The organism is Nocardia tenerifensis NBRC 101015, from assembly GCF_000308715.1.
In the GTDB taxonomy this organism is placed as follows: Bacteria; Actinomycetota; Actinomycetes; order Mycobacteriales; family Mycobacteriaceae; genus Nocardia; species Nocardia tenerifensis.
In genome coordinates this window covers 55,929-73,542 of the sequence record NZ_BAGH01000354.1, presented here as the reverse complement: position 1 = coordinate 73,542, position 17,614 = coordinate 55,929, and the positions used below count along the sequence as shown (strand labels likewise).

Below are 17,614 nucleotides of genomic sequence, written 5' to 3'. Positions count from 1 at the left end.
AGCAGCAGCAGGCCTTCGGCCAGGGCCAGCCCTCGTACGGGCAGAGCCAGCCCGGCTACGGCCAGGGTCAGCAGGGTCAGCCCTACGGCCAGCAGTCGCCCTACGGCCAGCAGCCGGGTTACGGTGCGGCACAGCAGGCTTCGCCCTACGGCCAGAGCCAGCCGAGCCAGCCCGCGTACGGCCAGCAGGGCTACGGCCAGCAGCCCGCCTACGGGCAGCAGCCCCCGACCACGGCCTTCGGCGGCCAGCAGCAGGCCTCGCCGTACGGCTCGCCGAGCGCGGCCCAGCCGCGGCCGGACGAGGGCGCGACCCAGCACTTCGGCTCCGCGCAGCAGTCGCCGTACGGTTCGTCGAACTACGGGCAGCCGGGCCAGCAGAGCGCGCCGCAGCAGGGCCAGCCGTTCGGCGGCGAGCAGGGCGGCGACCCGTCCTCGGACGCCACCCAGGCGTTCCGCCCGTCCGAAGACAACAAGTAGCGGTCCTCCCCCGGCGCGGATCATCCGGCGCGCCTGAGCCGCTCGCGCCGGGGGAGCTGCCACGCTGAATCGTCATGAGTGAGCGTCAGCGAGTGAATCAGGGATGCGGCGCGCCTGAGCGCACGGGGGAGTCGCGCGGCGTGCGCGAGCGTCGGCGAGCCAGGGCGTTCGGATGCGCGAAAGTCCCAGGCGTCGAGGCGAAATCGTGAGTTCCACGCGAAACTCGCTGCCGCGCCGGACCGGTGGGTCGCGCCGGGTGCCCGAGCCGCACGCCGAGACCGACGAGGCCGGGTTCCTGTCGCTGACCCCGGAACGTGCCAGGGTGCTCGTCCTCGTGGCCGGTCGCCCGACGACCTACGCGCTCACCGCGATCATCGTCCTCGCCCTCGCGACGCTGCTCACCTCGGGCAGCAATCTGGCCGGGACCTCGGGCGCGATAGCGGCGGGATGGCTTGGCGTACACCAGGTTCCGTTGGTGATCGGCAAGACCACGCTCGGCCTGCTGCCCTTGTTGCCGACCGCGCTCGTGGTCTGGCTCGCGGGCCGGGAGTGCGCCCGCGCCGTCGAACCCGACTACACCCGAGCCGATCTCGGCTGGATAGTCGGCGCCGCGCTGGCCGGGCCGCTGCTGATCACCGCCATCTGCCTCGCGGTCGCCGAGGACGCGTCCGGCGTCGTCGCGCTGCAACCGCCGAACACCCTGGCCGCGTTCGGCTGGGTCGGCGGTCTCTACCTGGTCGCCGCCGCGGGTGGGATCGCGACGCGGACACGGCGGGAACTGTTCGCGACGCTTCGCCTGCCGGACTGGGCGATCTCGGGAATGTACGGCGCGGGCCGCGCCGTGCTGCGCCTGCTCGGCTGCGCCGCGGTGCTCGTCGTGTTCTCGTTTCTGATGCACCTGTCGCGGGTCGGCGACACTTACCGCGGCGCGGGCAATGCCGCCGGGGTGATCGGCCTGACCCTGCTCTCGCTGGCTTACCTGCCGAATCTGGTCGTGCAAGCGGTCGGCGTGCTGGTCGGCGCGGGCGCGCAGTTCGGCGACGCGTCGTTCGGCCTGTTCTCCGTGGTGGGCGGGCCGATTCCAGCCGTGCCGCTGATGGCCGCGGTGCCGACCGGACCGGCGGCGGGCTGGTGGCCGGTGCTGCTGCTCGTCCCGGCCGCGATCGGGGTGCTCGGCGGGATAGATCTCGCGCGCGGCTCGACGGATCGGATCGGCGCGCCCTGGGCGACGCTGTGCTCGGCCGGGCTGGCGACCGTGGCGTTGCTGCTGCTCGGCGTGGTCGCGGGCGGCGAGTTGGGCACCTTCGGCCGGTTCGGGCCCGACTTTCCCGTCTTTGTCGTGGTCACGTTCGCGTGGCTGGCTGTCCCGGGTTATGCGGGCCTGGCGTTCGCGCGGTGGTTCCTCTTTCCGGTCGGCGCCGTGCCCGCGAACACCGACGACCCGTACGCCGAGGACTACTACGCCGATGATGATCATGCGGACGGCTATTACGCGGACGACGATCACGCGGATGACTATTACGCCGACGACGACCATGCGGATGACTACTACGCCGACGACGATTACGCCGACGACGACTACGGGCGGCGCGGCTATTACGAGGACGACTACGCCGGACCGGACCACGATGAAGCGCTCGACGGCGAGCTGGTCGAGGAGCAGACCTCCCTCAGCACCGTCCGCACACCCGGTGCGAATACCACACCCGATATCGTCGATGCCGAGGTGGTCGAGGCGGACCTGCCGGAAAGTGGCCGGGTCGACGGTCGTTAGGCTCTAACGCGGCGGAGCCCGTCCGCTATCCGATCGACGCGCAGGAGTAGAGCCCTGAGCTCACCCATCCCGCCGGCCTCGCCGGCTGCCGACCCCGGGTTCGCCTCGTGGACCCCCGCCGCGGCCCCGGCGACCGTGCTCGTGCTCGCCTCGGGCACCGGATCGCTGCTGCGCGCGCTGCTCGACGCGGCCTCGGCCGCGGACTTCCCGGCGCGGATCGTCGCCGTCGGCGTCGACCGGACCTGCGCGGCCACCGAGCACGCCGACGCCGCGGGCGTGCCGCATTTCAAGGTGGCGCTGAAGGACTTTCCCGACCGGACCGCCTGGGACGCCGCGCTGACCGACGCGGTCGCGGGGCATGCGCCTGACATCGTGGTCTCGGCCGGGTTCATGAAAATCCTCGGCCCGGCCTTTCTCGCCCGGTTCGGCGGCCGGATCATCAACACCCATCCCGCGCTGCTGCCGTCGTTCCCGGGCGCACACGGGGTGCGCGACGCGCTGGCCTATGGGGTCCGGGTCACCGGCTCGACGGTGCACCTGGTCGACGCGGGCGTCGACACCGGGCCGATCCTCGCGCAGGAGGCGGTCCCCGTGCTGCCCGAGGACGACGAGGCGAGGCTGCACGAACGCATCAAGGTTGTCGAGCGGCGGTTGCTGGCGGAGGTCGTCGCCGCCGTCGCGACGCGGGGCATTGTTTCCGACGGACGAAAGGCAGTTATTCCTGATGAGCGAGTACTTCGGTGAGTGAGCGCAAGGCGATTTCCAGGGCGCTGGTGAGCGTCTACGACAAGACGGGGCTCATCGAGCTCGCGACCGGCCTGCACGCCGCGGGAATCGAGCTGGTCTCGACCGGCTCGACCGCGGCCAAGATCGCCGACGCAGGCCTCCCCGTGACGAAGGTCGAGGACCTCACCGGCTTCCCGGAGACCCTCGACGGCCGGGTGAAGACGCTGCATCCCCGGGTGCACGCGGGCATCCTCGCCGACACTCGCAAGCAGGAGCACCTCGATCAGCTGGTCGAGCTGGGTGTCGAGGCGTTCCAGCTGGTGGTGGTGAATCTGTACCCGTTTACCCAGACGGTGGCCGGCGGGGCGACGCCGGACGAGTGCGTCGAGCAGATCGACATCGGCGGACCGTCGATGGTGCGGGCCGCGGCGAAGAACCATCCGTCGGTGGCCGTGGTCGTCGACAGCGGCGACTACGACGAGGTGCTCGGCGCGGTGAAGTCCGGCGGCTTCACGCTGGCCGAGCGGACGGCGCTGGCGGCCAAGGCTTTTCAGCACACGGCGAGCTATGACGTCGCGGTCGCGAGCTGGATGACCTCGGTGCTCGCGCCCGGTGTGGCGGCGCAGCCCGAGGACGCGGCGCAGCCCGAGGACGCCGGCGCGCGATTCCCCGCCTGGCTCGGCGGTACCTGGGAGCGCTCCGCCGTGCTGCGCTACGGCGAAAACCCGCATCAGGCGGCGGCGCTGTACACCAACAACGACGGCGCCCTCGGCCTCGCGCAGGCCCAGCAGTTGCACGGCAAGGAGATGTCGTACAACAACTACACCGATGCCGACGCCGCGTGGCGCGCCGCCTACGACCACACCGCGCCGACCGTCGCGATCATCAAGCACGCCAACCCCTGTGGCATCGCCATCGGCGCCGACATCGCCGAGGCGCACCGCAAGGCGCACGCCTGCGATCCGGTGAGCGCGTTCGGCGGCGTGATCGCGGCCAACCGCCCGGTCACCGTGGAGATGGCCGAGCAGGTCGCGGAGATCTTCACCGAGGTGATCGTGGCCCCGTCCTACGCCGACGGCGCGGTGGAGGTGTTGCAGCGCAAGAAGAATGTGCGCATCCTGGTCGCCGAGCCGCCGCGGCGCGCGGGCGCCGAGCTGCGTCCGATCAGCGGCGGCGCGCTGCTGCAGCAGCGCGACATCCTCGACGCCGAGGGCGACGATCCGGCCAACTGGACCCTGGCCACGGGGGAGGCGGCCGACGCCGAGACCCTCGCCGACCTCGAATTCGCTTGGCGCGCCTGCCGGGCCGTGAAGTCCAACGCGATCCTGCTCGCGCACGACGGCGCCTCGGTCGGCGTCGGCATGGGCCAGGTCAACCGCGTGGACGCGGTGCAGCTGGCCGTGCAGCGCGCGGGCGACCGGGCCAAGGGTTCGGTCGCGGCCTCCGACGCGTTCTTCCCGTTCCCCGACGGCCCGCAGCAGCTGATTCAGGCCGGTGTGCGCGCGATCGTGCAGCCCGGCGGCTCGGTTCGCGACCAGGAGACCATCGATCTGGCTCGCGAGGCCGGAGTCACCCTGTACCTCACGGGTTCCCGTCACTTCGCGCACTGACCCTCGCGCTCGAACGCCACGTCGGATCTCCGACGTGGCGTTCGGCGTATGAGCCAGTACCCGCATCCCTCCTGACCGCGCACACCTCGTGACTGCGCATATCTCCTGACGGCGCATACCTCGTGGGGGCGCATACCCCCTGGGTCCGCACGCCTCCTGGGTCCGCACGCCTCCTGGGTCCGCACGCCTGCTGGGTGCGCACACGCCTCCTGATTTCCCGCCCGCACACCAAATTCGCACGGCGATTCGGGTGCGGAAAAGAGGTGCGTGGCGTGAGGACGAATGCCCACGTGGGCAGGCAAGGCTTCGTAGAGTGACCTGATGTCGATTCGTGCGGTAGCCGCCGGTGTGGTCGCGATGCTCGCCGTGGCGGTGTCATTCGCCGGGCAATCCTCGGCCGAAGCCGAGCAGGGGACACCGCGGACGCTTCCCTCGTTGAAAGCGTGGAGTCCTGGCGGAGCGAGTTTCTCGCTCGGCGCACACGCCCGAGTGGTGTACACACAGGACGTATTACGCAGCACCGCAATGGATTTCGCCGAGTCGCTGCGCGCATTCACCGGCAGTGACATCGTGGCGCAGGCGGGCGAATCCGCCGGCCCCGGCGATATCGTGTTACGCACCGGCTCGGTGCCCAACGCGCCGGAAACGGCTGAGGCTTACCAGATTTCGAGCGGCGAAACCCTCGACCTGCTCGGCGCGGACACCGCGGGCGCGTACTACGCCGCCAGCTCGGCCCTGCAACTGCTTCGGCAGCGCCCCGTGATTCCCGGTGGCACCGTGACGGATTGGCCGCAATACCGGGAACGCGGTCTCATGCTGGACGTCGGGCGCGAGTTCATGCCGGTCGAGCTGCTGCGCGCGCAAATCCGGCGCATGGGCTACCTCAAGCTGAACCTGCTGCACCTGCACCTCTCGGACACCTACGGCTTCCGGCTCGACAGCGAACGCCACCCGGAAATCACGGCGGCGCAGCACTATTCGAGGCAGGACATCCGTGATCTGGTCGACTACGCGGCGCGGCACCAGGTCGAGATCGTCCCGGAGGTGGACTTCCCCGGCCACATGAACGGCATCCTGGCGGCCCATCCGGACCTGAAGCTGCGCAGCGCGAGCGGGCGGGTCTCCGACGCCGCCATCGATATCGGGAATCCGCGCGCATATGACCTGATGCGCGACATCCTCGAGGAGTTCCTGCCGCTGTTTCCCGGCCGCTACTGGCATCTCGGCGCGGACGAGTTCCTGCTCGACGGCCTCCGCGTCGCGGACTTCGACGAGTATCCGCAGCTAGGCGCGTACGCACGCGCCACCTACGGGCCGCAGGCCCAGCCCGTCGACGCCTTCCTCGGCCTGATCAACTGGGGCGCGGACATCGTGCGCGCCCACGGCAAACGCCCCCGCATCTGGAACGACGGATTGCACACGGGCGCGGGCACGCTCACCCTCGGCCGCGATCTCGTCATCGACTACTGGAGCAGGGCGGGCGTCCCGCAACTGCCCCTGCCGTTCTTCGGAACCGCCCGCAGCCCAGCCGATCTCATCGCCGCCGGGCACGAGCTCAGGAACGCCGCGTTCGCGCCGGCCTACTACGTCGCGGGCGGGCCGACGCGGGCGCTCAACGTCCCGCCGCCCCTCGCCTATCAGGCGTGGGACCCCACGCTTTTCGTGGACGGCACCCGCCTGACGCCGGAGCAGAACCGGCGCAATCTCGGCTCGGGCCTGTTCGTCTGGTGTGACGACCCGACGGCGCAGACCCCGGAGCGGATAGCCGAGTCGATCACCATGCCCCTGCGGGTCACCGCGCAGCAGACCTGGGGTCCGCCGCAAGCGGGCAGCTATCCGGAGTTCGCGGCACTGGCCGACGCCGTCGGTGAGCCCCCGGCGTGAGGCGGCACGCGAACTAGACCGCGCTGAGTACCTGCCTGTCCCCGAGCGGCGACTTCAACGCCAGCTCCACCGAGCCGAAGACCGCGTTCATGGTGCACATCCGGCCGACCGCGTCGGCGCGGGTGCCCGCGCGCAGCTCGACGGTGACCGTCGAATCCGTCTCGCGCACAGTGGCATCGACGCCGTAGCACTCCGGCGTGCCGGTCTGGAAGTTGACCGCGATCCGGTCCGCTGCCAGCCGCGTCCACGAGTCGAACGGGATCGGGCGGGCGTTCACGATCGTCGGGTCGGCGGTGAACTCCCTGCCGCGGTTGCCCGCCGTGTCCTCGGTTGGCGTGCTCGGCGCGGCGCTGGTGGTCGTGGCCGTTTTCGGTTGTGTCGCAGCGTCTTCGGAGCCGGAACACCCCGCCGCGGCGAGGCATCCGAGCACAACGGCGACTGCTGCGGCGGCACGTCCGCCCGAGATCCGAGTCATGGCGACCACCCTAGTGGGCGTGGCCGCCGCCATCTCACATCGAACCCATTTACGGCAATAGGACACACCCCACAGTGAACTTTCGGCGAACCATGCGCGTAATGCCTCCGGATCCCGGTCCGGGGCAGTATCTTCGGCCTGGACGCGCACCTTCGTGTCCGCGGCGCGCGTCGATTGTTCGGATGCTCTTCAGAACCAGTGCTCTTCAGAACCTCTGCTCTTCAGAACTCGAAAGGAACAACCGTGGGCGACACGCTGCGCGTCGGTGAAGAACTCGGACTCGGCCAGTCCCTGCAGGGCGGTGCTTACACCCTCACCTTGCAGAACGACGGCAACCTCGTGTTGTCCGAGCCGGACGGAAATGTGGTGTGGTCCACCCTGACGCACGGTCAGGGTGTCGAACGCGCGACCCTGCAGGACGACGGCAACTTCGTGCTGTACAAGGGCGACGGCGCGGCGTGGTCCACCGAGACCAACGGCAAGAACGCGGATCGGCTGGTCGTTCAGGCCGACCGCAACGTGGTGCTGTACGGCACGGACGGCAGCCCGCTGTGGGCCTCCGACACCAAGACCGACAATCCGCTGCAGGCGCCCGAGCCCGAGCCCGCGCCGGAGCCGGTCGCCGAGGCCCCCGCGGCCGAAGAGGCGCAGCCGCCGGCCCCCGAGGTGCGGACCTACACGGTCGAGCCGGGCGACACCCTCTGGGCGATCGCCGAGCGCTTCTACGGCGACGGCAACCGCTACCAGGAGATCGCGAACGCCAGCGGCATCGACAACCCGGACCTGATCAACCCCGGCCAGGTGCTGACCATCCCGTAAACTACTGCGGCGCAAGACAAAACGTGGGGCCCCGAAGACTTCGGGGCCCCACGTTCGCGTTCGGGTGGGGGCTGCACTTAGCGGCTGGTGAAGGGGAGCAACGCCATCTCGCGGGCATTCTTCACCGCGACGGCGACCTGTCGCTGCTGCTGCGGGGTGAGCCCGGTGACCCGGCGGCTGCGAATCTTGCCGCGATCGGAGATGAACGTGCGCAGCAGGTTGACGTCCTTGTAGTCGACCTTCTCGATGCCTGCGGCAATGAGCGGGTTCTTCTTCGGACGGCGGGCCTGCTCGGCGCGTACCTTCTTCGACGGTGCTCGCTTGACTGCCATATACGGATCCTTCGTACGAGAACGGTGGTTGTCTACCAGCTCGATTTGCGCACACCGGGCAGCTCGCCCCGGTGCGCCATCTCGCGCACACGCACACGGGACAGTCCGAACTTCCGGAGGTGACCGCGCGGTCGTCCGTCGGCGGCGTCCCGATTGCGCAATCGTACCGGACTGGCGTCCCGTGGCTGTCGTCGCAGTTCAGCGTGGGCGTCGGCGCGTTCGGTGTCCGATGTGCCCGGCTTGCGGATGAGCTCTTTCAGCTCGGCCCTGCGCTCGGCGTAGCGCGCCACCACGAGCGCGCGCTGGGCGTTGCGGGCGATCTTCGACTTCTTGGCCATCTCAGCGCTCCCCGGGAAAGACGTTGTGCGCCATAGTGTTCAGCGCTCCTCGCGGAAATCGACGTGCCCGCGGACGACGGGGTCGTACTTGCGCAGCACCATCCTGTCCGGGTCGTTGCGGCGGTTCTTCCTAGTCACGTAGGTGTACCCGGTGCCTGCGGTGGACTTCAGCTTGACGATCGGCCGCAGCTCGGTCGACTTGGACGCCATGGTTCCTCCTGGGTCAGATCTTGTCGCCGCGCGCCCGGATCCGGGCCACCACGGCCTCGATCCCGTCCCGGTCGATGGTCTTGATGCCCTTGGCCGAGACGGTCAGCGTGACGCGCCGCCCCTCGCTGGGCAGGAAGTAGGTCTTGCGCTGGACGTTGGGGTTCCAGCGGCGGTTCGTCCGCCTGTGTGAGTGCGAGACGGACTTGCCGAACCCGGGCTTGCGCCCGGTGACCTGGCAGTGGGCCGACATGCGGGCTCCCTCCGGTAGATGACAATCATTTTCGACAACGGCCGATCGACAATGTACCGTCGCTCAGACGTAAATGAAAATCGTTATCGAAAGGAGTGCTGGCTGTGCGCCCACCTGAGACCGACCGGAGAACGCCGGTCGTGGTGCTCGCGGGATTCGCCGGGCCGGCCGCGGCGGGCGTGGACCACGCGGCGGCCGCGCTGTGCGACGGCGTGCCCGGCACCGTCGTCGTGCGCCACGACCTCGGCCAACTGCACGAGGGCATCGTGCACCGCACGGTGCGCGGCGCGACCTACGAGACGTCGGACGTGCTCGAGCTCGCGCACGGCTGCGTCTCCTGCACGCTGCGCATCGACCTGCTCCCGCTGCTGCGCACGCTCGCCGCGCGGGACTCGGTCGAGCGCATCGTGCTGGCCCTGGATCCGGCCTTCGAGGCCGAGGCGGTCTGCCACGCCATCGAACACGTTGTGGTGGAAGGCATTCTGGGCCGGGTGGACGGCCCGGCCGCGCGCGACGTGCGCATCGAGGCCGTGCTGACCGTGCTCGACGCCGACGCCTGGCTCGCCGACGCGACCGGCGAGGAAACCATGGCCGAGCGCGGCCTCGCCCGCGCCGACGACGAGCGCACGGTCGCGCAGGTGGCCGTCGGCCAGGTCGAATTCGCCGACGCGGTAATCGGTGTGGGGCCGGTAGCGCCGGACGCGACCGTCGAGCGCGGCAAGCTGGGCGCGGTGCTCGCCCGCCTCGTCCCCGACGCGCCGGTGGACTGGGCGGACGATCCGCGCGCGCTCACCGCGGCTCGGGTCGAGGCGTTGCTCGCGCGCGTCCCCGCGGGCTCGCGCCGCGGCCGGGTGTTCGACGCGCACGCTCCGCTGCTGCGTGGGCAGCCGCCGCTCACCAGCGACTACGGTGTCAGCCTGCTGGAGTTCGCCGCGAGCAGGCCGTTCCATCCCGGGCGGCTGCACGAGGCGCTCGACGTGCTATTCGACGGCGTGGTCACCGCGCGCGGCCGGATGTGGCTGGCCACCCAGCCCGACGAGGTGACCTGGCTGGAGTCGGCGGGCGGCGGCCTGCGCGTCGGCGGCGCCGGGCGCTGGCTGGCCGCGATGTCGGAAGACGAACTGGCGCAAGCGGATCCGGACCGGCGGGCGATGGCCGCCCTGCGCTGGGACGAACGCTTCGGCGACCGGGACATCTCGCTGGTCGTGCTCGTCCACGACGCCGACCCGAACGAGATCCGCGAGGCCCTGCACTGGGCGCTGGTCGAGGACGAGGAGCTGCGGCTGGTCGAGCGCGCGCCCGAGCGGGTCGCCCAGTGGGAGGACCCGTTCGGCGACTGGCACGCCGATCCGTGCGCGGACGCGAGTGGCGCGTTACCCATCGAAGACGTGAAAAGCCCGAGAGGAGAGGCGAAATGAAGACAGGTATCCATCCGGACTACCATCCGGTGGTGTTCGAGGACGCGGGCACCGGCAAGCGGTTCCTGACCCGGTCGACCGCGACGAGCGCGCGCACGGTGGAGTGGTCCGACGGCAATACCTACCCGCTGCTGACCGTCGACGTGACCTCTGACTCGCATCCGTTCTGGACCGGCGCGCACCGCGTGCTCGACAGCCAGGGCCGGGTGGAGAAGTTCGAGCGCAAGTACGGCAGGCGCACGCGCCGAGGGGAGGGCTGAGATGGCGGTCCCGAAGCGGAAGATGTCGCGGTCGAACACCCGCAGCCGGCGGGCACAGTGGAAGGCGACCCCGCCGACCTCGTGCCGGTGACCGTCGCGGGCGTGGTGCACAAGGTGCCGCGCCGACTCGTCGCCGCCGTGCGGCGCGGCCTGATCGACCTCGACCGACGCTGAGCAAATCGAAACGGCGGCATCCACCGCAGTCCGCCGTCGGTGTCGCTTGTGAGGCATTCTTGGCCGCGAGGGCGGCGGTGAGGTGGAAGTACCTGTTGCGGCCCATGTGCCACGGCCGGAGATAACTCCGACGCTGCTGCCGTGCGGGGCGAACGAGCCGGGACGAGGGATGAGGGGCCGGCCCGGCGTCACGCGGGGTTGATGACAAACTTTCGCCGCACTCGGAAACGGGCGGCAATCGAATAGCAACGGGGCCGCTCAGGGCGACGTTGCAACCTCGTGCACGATGCGATTGCGGTTCAGTAGCTGTCGGGCGAAATACGTACTGCTGGTTGGTTTTCGAGGGTCGGAAAAGTCTCCGGGAAGTGATGCGAACGTGTCCCGGCGTCAGTATCCTCATGCACGAGGGCGGGTTCTCCCGGTTCCCGGGAGAACCCGCTCATCGCCAACATCTCGGCCGCGGTACCTCTCCACCGCCCGCGCGGAAGCAGTCCCCGCGTCAGCCCTCACCCTCGCGAAGAACGCGAATCCAGCGCACCGCTACCAGATGTGTGCTGCGTACCTCCGGAAGGTCCCGGCAAACCGGGCAGATCGGGCAGCAGGGCCTCCAGTCGAGCCAGCTGCTCACCCACCAGCGCCGCCGGTCCCTCGATCAACGACAGCGGCCACGGCCAGTGCCGCGCACTCAGCCGCTGCACCTGCTCCGCGAGCTCGGCGGTGGTCGCCTCCAATTCGCTGATCTCCGTGCGCAAGTCGCCGACCTCGTCGGTCAACTCCCCGATCCGGGCCAACGCGGCCGCCAGCCCGTCCACCAGCGTGCGGCTGTGCCCGTCGGCGTCGGAGCCGAGCTGCGGCCAGCCGGCCAGCCCCGGGCCGCGCAGCTGGAGTTGGATATCGCGCAGCACTGCCTCTTGCTCCGGCGTCACGTCGACGTCCTCCTGTGCGACGAAATCCCACTGACCGAAATCGGACGACTCGGCCTCGTTCACCGCGCAGACCACGCCGCCGACGATCTGTTGCCGCGAGGTCTGGTGCAGCCTGCGCCGCGGCTCCACCCGGTCGCCCGACCAGGCGTCGGTCTGCCACGCCCAGCTCGCGCTGCCCGCGTCCAGCGCCCGGCTCACCGACCAGAACCCGCCGCGGATACCGACATTCGAGCGGCCGAGCACCGTCGCGGCGCCGTCGAGATAGGCGTTGATCCGCTGCTGATCCTGCGGCGTCACATCGAAATCGGCGCTGAAGTAGATCGGGCGGTCCTGGCTGCCGCCGCAGCGCAGCACCTGCGCCAGGCCCGCGCGGGCATCGACCACGCCCGCGCCGTAGCCGTCCAGCATGCGGGTCGCGGTCGTCTCCCAGTTCGCCACGATCGAGACCTCGTGCGCGCGCAGATCGTCGGCCTCGGCCGGAGTCAACAGCTTGCCCGGCAGGGTGACCCCGCCGTCGGACAGATACCGGACGACGAAGTCGAAACCCGCCGCGCGGATCGCCGCGCCGCCCGGACGTGCCGCGGCGTAGTCCAGACCGAAACGCATGGCTCCCACTGTAAATCGGGCCAGCGGGGATTTCGGCGGCATCGCCGAACCGGACCCGGTGACTCGGCTCAGTACGCGGAATGCGACACGGGCGCCCGCGTCGGGATGGCGGTGCGCCGATCCGGCGCGATGAGGATCGCGCTGATCGGAATGGCCAGCGACAGCATGCCGAGCGCGAAGGCGGGCACAAAGAACCCGAACAGATCCTCACCCGGCGGCGTCGAGTTGGCCGTCGCCAGGTCGATCTCCACACCGACCAGATCGGTGTAGTGCATGCCCGCGATACCGGCGGCGAACACCACGGCCGCGCCGGCCAGCATCGCCAGCGGCCGCCTCGGCTGAGTGAACCACAGGGTACCCAGCGAGATCACGATCGCGATCGCCACCGCCCCGCAGAACAGCAGCGGCTTCAGGCTGATCGAGCCCTGAATGTGCATGGCGCCCAAGGCAAGATAGTGCATCAGGCCGAAGCCGGCGCCCATCACCACGCCGGCGCCGATGAGCCGCGGAATGTTCAGCGTGCGCCCCTGGATCACCAGCGCCGCCCACACCCCGAGCACCGACACCACCGCCGCCAGCGCCACACTCCACACGTCGTAGCGAACCAGGCTGCCCGGCACCGTCACCCCGAGCATGGAGACGAACACCGACAGCCAGACGCCGATCCCGCCGATCGAGATCGCCGCCGAGGCCTGCCACACCAGCCGGAACCTCGGCGTCACCGACTTCGTCGACTGCCGGATGCAGCTGAAGCCGACCAGCGCGCCGGTGATCGAGACCGCCAGCGACAACCCGATGATCCAGTAGCCCATGCTGAAGTACGTCACGACTCCGCCTCGCCTGCGCTCGGCTCCGTCGTGCCCCGCCGAAGCTCTCTCACAGCACCGCCTGTTCGCGTTCCTGCGCGGCGAGGCGTTGGATGGCGTACTCGGTCACCGCGGCCAGGGACTGGCGCACCTCGTTGGCGTTGCGCGCGTCGATGTCGACGATCGGCACGCTCTCGCGCACCGCGAGCGCCTCGCGCAGCTCCGCGATCGGGAAGCGGGGCGCATTCGGAAAACGGTTGACGGCCACCAGGAATGGCAGCTGACGCGCCTCGAAGAAGTCCACCGCCGCGAAGCTGTCCTCCAGCCTGCGCGTGTCGATGAGCACGACCGCGCCGATCGCGCCGCGGATCAGGTCGTCCCACATGAACCAGAAGCGCCGCTGGCCCGGCGTGCCGAACAGGTACAGCGCCAGGTTGCCCGGCAGGATGATCCTGCCGAAATCCATGGCGACCGTGGTGGTTTCCTTCTCCGGGGTCTCCGCGAGATCGTCGATCCCGTCGGAGAACCGGGTGACCATGGCCTCGGTCCGCAGGGGAACGATCTCGGACACCGCGCCGACAAAAGTTGTCTTACCTACCCCGAAACCACCGGCGACCACGATCTTCGTGGACGCGGTCCGGTTGTCCCCGTCGGCCTGGCCGGGGTTGGTGTCGGGCCCGATTTTCTTATAGGGCACGGAGTCCACGCAAAGTCCTCTCCATCAAAGAACGGCGCTCGTCGAAACTCGCCTCGTCGGTCAGTGTCGAATGCAGGCGCACAATGCCGTCGACCACGAGGTCACCGATCATCACCCGGACCATGCCGAGCGGACGATCCAGGTGAGCGGCGATCTCGGCCACCGAAAGCCGGTGTGTCCCGAGCCGAAGGATATCCGTGCGGACGTCACCGGCGGGCCAGTCGAGATGCGCAGTGTAGGACAGGGTCTCGATGACCGCCTCCAGCGGCAGGTCGACCGCGGGCTCGGTGCGCCCGGAGGTCAGGGCATACGGTCGGACGCGCGTGGTCGGTCGTGGTCCGGGTCCGTAGGGATGGGACATCTCCCGCTCAAACCGCGGTACGCGCGGTGGCGGTGACCACCGTGCCGACCCGGTCGACCAACAGCGCCATCTCGTAGCCGATCCGTCCGATGTCGTGCGACTTGTTGGCGAGCACGGCCAGGTGCGAGCCGTTGCCCACGCTCATGACCAGCAGATAGCCGCGCTGCATCTCCACGATCGACTGCATCACCTTGCCGCCGTCGAACAGCGAGGCCGCGCCCATCGACAGACTGGCCAGGCCCGCGGTGACCGCCGCGAGCTGCTCGGCCCGATCCGCGGGCAGGTGCGGGCTGGTCGCCTGGAGCAGGCCGTCGGCCGACACCAGCACCGCGTGGGACACGCCGGGCACGTCCCGGGTGAATCTGGCGACCAGCCAGTTCAGGTTCTCATCCGTGGTGCTGTTCGCGTTGGTCATGCAAGCCCTCCGTCGTCGTACTGCGCATTGGCCCGCCCACTGCGGACCCCACTGAGATGCCTGGTCAGGTTGTTCCGAATCTCCTCGGGATCACGGGCTCCCGATTCGTCTGCCTGCGCCAGACCGCCGGGGACGAGCTGCGCGCCCGGCGTTCGGATAGGAAGTCCACCGCTGGTGCGGCCGGTCGGTGTCGGATGGGTCGCCTCTTCGGCGGCGGTCCAGCCCACGTCGGCGGGCGAGGTCCAGGTGCTCTCGGCGGCCTGCGACGTCGCGGGCTCGACCAGCCACTCCGACACCATGCGCTGATAGATCGGGGTCGGCGAGGCGCCGGCCACCGGCTGCAGCCGCGAGGACGCCATCGCGGGCTCCACGGGCCGCGGCGGCTCGGGCTCCGGCACCGCGGCCGGGCGCCGGATCGGCAGGCCGGAGCGCGCGGTCGGTGCGCGGTGCGGACTCCGTCTCGCGCTGCCCCGAATCCCCTTGGCGCGGCGCTGGTTCCGTCTCGCGCGTGACCCGCTGCTGCGGGATCGTCAGCTCCGGCTCCGGCGTCTTGGCCTCGGCCTCGGCCCACAGATCGGTGGGCCGCTCCTGCTCCGGCTCCGCTGACCGGCTCGGCCCGCTGCCCGAGCCGCTCACCGTGGGCGGGCCGAACGGGGACCGGTCGTCGGTCGGGGTGTTGATCGACCACGGCTCGGTCGGCGGCTGCGAGTCCGAGTCGGTGTCGGGGGTGTTGGTCCGCGTCGGCACCGAGACGGCGGGCTGGCCGGGCGGCTCGGCGACGCGGATCGCGGGCCTGCGCTGTGGCAGTCCGGTGTTGGACACCTCGAACCTGGGCGCGTTGGGCTGCGGCAGGCTCGGCACCGGCGTCAGCGCGCGCGGCTGGGCGGGCAGTTCGTAGTCGCCGGTCAGGTCCAGCGGCTTCCCGGTCGGATCGGTGGCGTCCAGCGGCGGCGCGACCAGCGCGCCGGGCAGGTGCACGCTCGCGGTGACGCCGGGCTGCTGCGCCGTGGTCGAGGTGCGCCGCAGGCTGGCGGTGATGGTGTGCCGCTTGGCGAGCCTGCCGACGACGAAAAGTCCCATGCGGCGGGCGGTTTCGACGGTGACCTCGCCACCGGAGCTGAGCCGGTCGTTGATGACGCGCAGATCCTCGGTGGACATGCCGAGGCCGCGGTCGATGATCTCGATCAGGTAGCCGCCGTCGACGGCGCGCGCCACCGAGAGGGTGACCGGCGTGGTCGGGGGCGAGTAGCGCAGTGCGTTGTCGATCAGCTCGGCCAGCAGGTGCTCGATGTCGATGGCCGGCTCGCCCGCCACGATGCCGTCCGGGACGGCGCCGATCTCGACGCGCTGGTAGTCCTCGACCTGGGAGACCGCGCTCCACAGCATGTCCGAGAGCTGGACCGGGTGCAGCTGACCACGCCGCAGCGCGGTGCCGGCCAGCACGAGCAGGTTGTCGCCGTTGCGGCGCATGCGAGTGGCCAGGTGGTCGAGGCGGAACAGGCTCTGCAGCCGCTCGGTGTTGTCCTCGTCGTGCTCGAGATCCTCGATCAGCGCGAGCTGCTGCTCGACCAGCGATTGGCTGCGCCGCGACAGCGTCTCGAACATGCTGCCGATCTGCACGCGCAACCGCGCCTGCTCGGCGGCCAGGTGCAGCGAGGCCTGGTGGATGTCGTCGACCGCGCGGGCGAGCTGGCCGATCTCCTCGGTGGTGCGGATGTCGACCGGCGTGATCTTCGGCGTCGCGCCGCCCGCGCGCACCACCTCGATCTCGTTCGGCAGGTCGACGTGCGCGACCTGGAGCGCGTCGTGGCGCAGGCGGCGGATCGGCACCACCAGCGAGCGGGCGACGGCGAGCGCGAGGGCCAGGCCGGCGAGCAGCGTGGTGATCACGATGGCGACGTCGCGCAGCACCGCGCCGCGCAGCTCGATGGTCCGGTCGGCCAGCTTGGAGTCGATCGTGTCGAGCAGGGTGTTGGTGGCCTGGCGGTAGGCCTCGGAGCTGGTGCGCAGCGAGTCGGTGATGACGCCGTTGTTGCCGAGGCTGTTCGGGGCCTGGCTCAGCGCGCCGATGCGGACCTGCACCTGCTCGATCAGGGTCTGCGCGTTGGTCGCGGAGGAGGGGTTCATCTGCGGGTACGAGTAGGTCAGCATCATCTCCGCGCCGAGCGTGGAGAGCATGTTGGCGAGCGCGGCCGGGTTGTTGCCGCCGCTGGCCGTCGCCGACATGATCTGCTCCTGGGTGAGCAGGCGCGAGGCGTTGGCCATCAGGCCCAGCTGCAGGAAGTAGCGCTGGATGGTGATCTCCTCGATCGAGGAGGACACCGAGATAGCTGTGATGATGCGGGTACCGACCTCGTCGACCTGTCCGCCGATGGTCGCGGGGGAGGAGGTGCGCAGTCCGTTGCGCATGGTGCGCGCCACGGCGATGGCGGCGGGCAGCTCCTTGGTCGTGCCGTCGTCGACCTTCTTGGTCCGCAGCGCGGTCTCCAGATCGATGGCCGCCTGATCGAACTTGGCCGCGACCGTGTCGATCGGGTCCTCCGGCCGGGCGGTGACCGCCGCGATCGCGAGTTGCTCGGTGGCCTCGCTGAATTCGAGGATCGGACGCAGAATACGGGCCTGCTCGGTAGCCGCGTCGAGCTTCGAGATCACCCCGAGCTCGTCCTTGATGCGCAGTCCGGCGAAGGCCGAGGCGAGCAACACCGGCAGCAACAGCACGATGCCGACCTTGCGCGTGACCGACATGTTGGACAGGCTGAATTGCCAGGAACGCGGTGCAGCTTCCATTCCGCTTCCGTCGCCTCCACTTCGCGCATGGTCCCCGAATGGTGGCTGTCTAGGAGCAGTCTGATCAACCCGCCGAGAACCAACTCAAGGTCTTCTTTTTACCGCACGGAACATACCGTGCTGACTGGCCGTCGGCAATCTGAGGGATCAGGTATGCCAGTGGCCGAATATGGCTACGCGGAACAGGTTTCGCGCTCTTTGAGTTTCCGAGTCTACATAGCTCCTGGACGTTTGATCTAGATGCCGCGAGATCGTTGATAGCTGATCGGG

The 17,614-nt window shown here is 69.8% G+C and carries 18 protein-coding genes and 2 pseudogenes; 9 read left to right on the top strand and 11 right to left on the bottom strand.

Annotated elements, in window-relative coordinates; all coding sequences use genetic code 11:
- From ON39_RS28565 to ON39_RS28545, 5 genes and pseudogenes are all read left to right on the top strand, one after another.
- Positions 1–476: pseudogene (locus tag ON39_RS28565) on the top strand (DUF5336 domain-containing protein); the annotation flags it as partial.
- A 205-nt stretch (positions 477–681) separates the two neighbouring features.
- Complete coding sequence (locus tag ON39_RS28560; RefSeq protein ID WP_040738997.1) at positions 682–2,250, top strand: cell division protein PerM; 1,569 nt, start codon at positions 682–684, stop codon at positions 2,248–2,250.
- 66 nt (positions 2,251–2,316) lie between these two features.
- Positions 2,317–2,994 (top strand): phosphoribosylglycinamide formyltransferase, encoded by a 678-nt coding sequence (gene purN / locus ON39_RS28555; protein ID WP_051187273.1) that lies wholly within the window; start codon positions 2,317–2,319, stop codon positions 2,992–2,994.
- Positions 2,991–4,586, top strand: a complete 1,596-nt coding sequence (purH, locus tag ON39_RS28550) for a bifunctional phosphoribosylaminoimidazolecarboxamide formyltransferase/IMP cyclohydrolase (protein WP_040738995.1) — start codon at positions 2,991–2,993, stop codon at positions 4,584–4,586. Before purN ends, purH begins: the two co-directional genes overlap by 4 nt.
- 321 nt (positions 4,587–4,907) lie before the next feature.
- Positions 4,908–6,470 (top strand): family 20 glycosylhydrolase, encoded by a 1,563-nt coding sequence (locus tag ON39_RS28545; protein WP_040738994.1) that lies wholly within the window; start codon positions 4,908–4,910, stop codon positions 6,468–6,470.
- Positions 6,471–6,483: 13 nt separating this feature from the next.
- Here the strand turns inward: ON39_RS28545 and ON39_RS28540 are convergent, their stop codons facing one another.
- Positions 6,484–6,945 carry a hypothetical protein gene (locus ON39_RS28540; RefSeq protein ID WP_051187280.1) on the bottom strand — a complete coding sequence of 154 codons (462 nt, stop codon included), beginning with the start codon at positions 6,943–6,945 and terminating at the stop codon, positions 6,484–6,486.
- Positions 6,946–7,188: 243 nt separating this feature from the next.
- Between ON39_RS28540 and ON39_RS28535 the strand changes: the two genes are divergently transcribed.
- Positions 7,189–7,764, top strand: a complete 576-nt coding sequence (locus tag ON39_RS28535; protein ID WP_040738993.1) for a LysM peptidoglycan-binding domain-containing protein — start codon at positions 7,189–7,191, stop codon at positions 7,762–7,764.
- A gap of 77 nt (positions 7,765–7,841) precedes the next feature.
- On the opposite strand, the gene rpsR is transcribed toward ON39_RS28535, so the two are convergent.
- The 4 genes from rpsR to rpmB are packed head-to-tail and all read right to left on the bottom strand — an operon-like array spanning position 7,842 to position 8,894.
- The gene (gene rpsR, locus ON39_RS28530; protein WP_040738992.1) at positions 7,842–8,096 is read right to left on the bottom strand and encodes a 30S ribosomal protein S18; all 255 of its coding nucleotides are present in this window, start codon (positions 8,094–8,096) and stop codon (positions 7,842–7,844) included.
- Positions 8,097–8,128: 32 nt separating this feature from the next.
- Positions 8,129–8,434, bottom strand: a complete 306-nt coding sequence (gene rpsN, locus ON39_RS28525; RefSeq protein WP_040738991.1) for a 30S ribosomal protein S14 — start codon at positions 8,432–8,434, stop codon at positions 8,129–8,131.
- Between the two features lie 39 nt (positions 8,435–8,473).
- Positions 8,474–8,644 carry a 50S ribosomal protein L33 gene (gene rpmG, locus ON39_RS28520; protein WP_040738990.1) on the bottom strand — a complete coding sequence of 57 codons (171 nt, stop codon included), beginning with the start codon at positions 8,642–8,644 and terminating at the stop codon, positions 8,474–8,476.
- A 13-nt stretch (positions 8,645–8,657) separates the two neighbouring features.
- Entirely contained in the window at positions 8,658–8,894 is a 237-nt protein-coding gene (rpmB, locus tag ON39_RS28515) for a 50S ribosomal protein L28 (RefSeq protein ID WP_040738989.1), read from the bottom strand.
- A 95-nt stretch (positions 8,895–8,989) separates the two neighbouring features.
- On the opposite strand from rpmB, the gene mrf reads away from it, so the two are divergent.
- The 3 genes and pseudogenes from mrf (at position 8,990) to rpmF (ending at position 10,746) form a co-directional block, all read left to right on the top strand.
- Positions 8,990–10,312: a ribosome hibernation factor-recruiting GTPase MRF gene (gene mrf, locus ON39_RS28510; RefSeq protein ID WP_051187271.1), complete on the top strand. Its 1,323-nt coding sequence runs from the start codon at positions 8,990–8,992 to the stop codon at positions 10,310–10,312.
- Positions 10,309–10,572, top strand: coding sequence for a type B 50S ribosomal protein L31 (locus ON39_RS28505; protein WP_040738987.1), 264 nt, complete (start codon positions 10,309–10,311; stop codon positions 10,570–10,572). The genes mrf and ON39_RS28505 overlap by 4 nt, the downstream gene beginning before the upstream one ends.
- Position 10,573: 1 nt before the next feature.
- Positions 10,574–10,746 (top strand): annotated as a pseudogene (rpmF, locus tag ON39_RS51700) (50S ribosomal protein L32).
- A gap of 506 nt (positions 10,747–11,252) precedes the next feature.
- On the opposite strand, the gene ON39_RS28495 reads toward rpmF, so the two are convergent.
- From ON39_RS28495 to ON39_RS28470, 6 genes are all read right to left on the bottom strand, one after another.
- Positions 11,253–12,278 carry a DUF1906 domain-containing protein gene (locus tag ON39_RS28495; RefSeq protein ID WP_051187269.1) on the bottom strand — a complete coding sequence of 342 codons (1,026 nt, stop codon included), beginning with the start codon at positions 12,276–12,278 and terminating at the stop codon, positions 11,253–11,255.
- 68 nt (positions 12,279–12,346) lie between these two features.
- Complete coding sequence (locus tag ON39_RS28490) at positions 12,347–13,105, bottom strand: MHYT domain-containing protein (RefSeq protein ID WP_051187268.1); 759 nt, start codon at positions 13,103–13,105, stop codon at positions 12,347–12,349.
- A gap of 49 nt (positions 13,106–13,154) precedes the next feature.
- Positions 13,155–13,781, bottom strand: a complete 627-nt coding sequence (locus tag ON39_RS28485) for a GTP-binding protein (protein WP_373283749.1) — start codon at positions 13,779–13,781, stop codon at positions 13,155–13,157.
- Entirely contained in the window at positions 13,771–14,142 is a 372-nt protein-coding gene (locus ON39_RS28480; RefSeq protein WP_040738986.1) for a DUF742 domain-containing protein, read from the bottom strand. The genes ON39_RS28485 and ON39_RS28480 overlap by 11 nt, the downstream gene beginning before the upstream one ends.
- A gap of 7 nt (positions 14,143–14,149) precedes the next feature.
- Complete coding sequence (locus tag ON39_RS28475) at positions 14,150–14,557, bottom strand: roadblock/LC7 domain-containing protein (RefSeq protein ID WP_040738985.1); 408 nt, start codon at positions 14,555–14,557, stop codon at positions 14,150–14,152.
- Between the two features lie 90 nt (positions 14,558–14,647).
- Positions 14,648–17,344 (bottom strand): ATP-binding protein, encoded by a 2,697-nt coding sequence (locus tag ON39_RS28470; RefSeq protein WP_255219304.1) that lies wholly within the window; start codon positions 17,342–17,344, stop codon positions 14,648–14,650.
- Positions 17,345–17,614 lie beyond the last annotated feature (270 nt).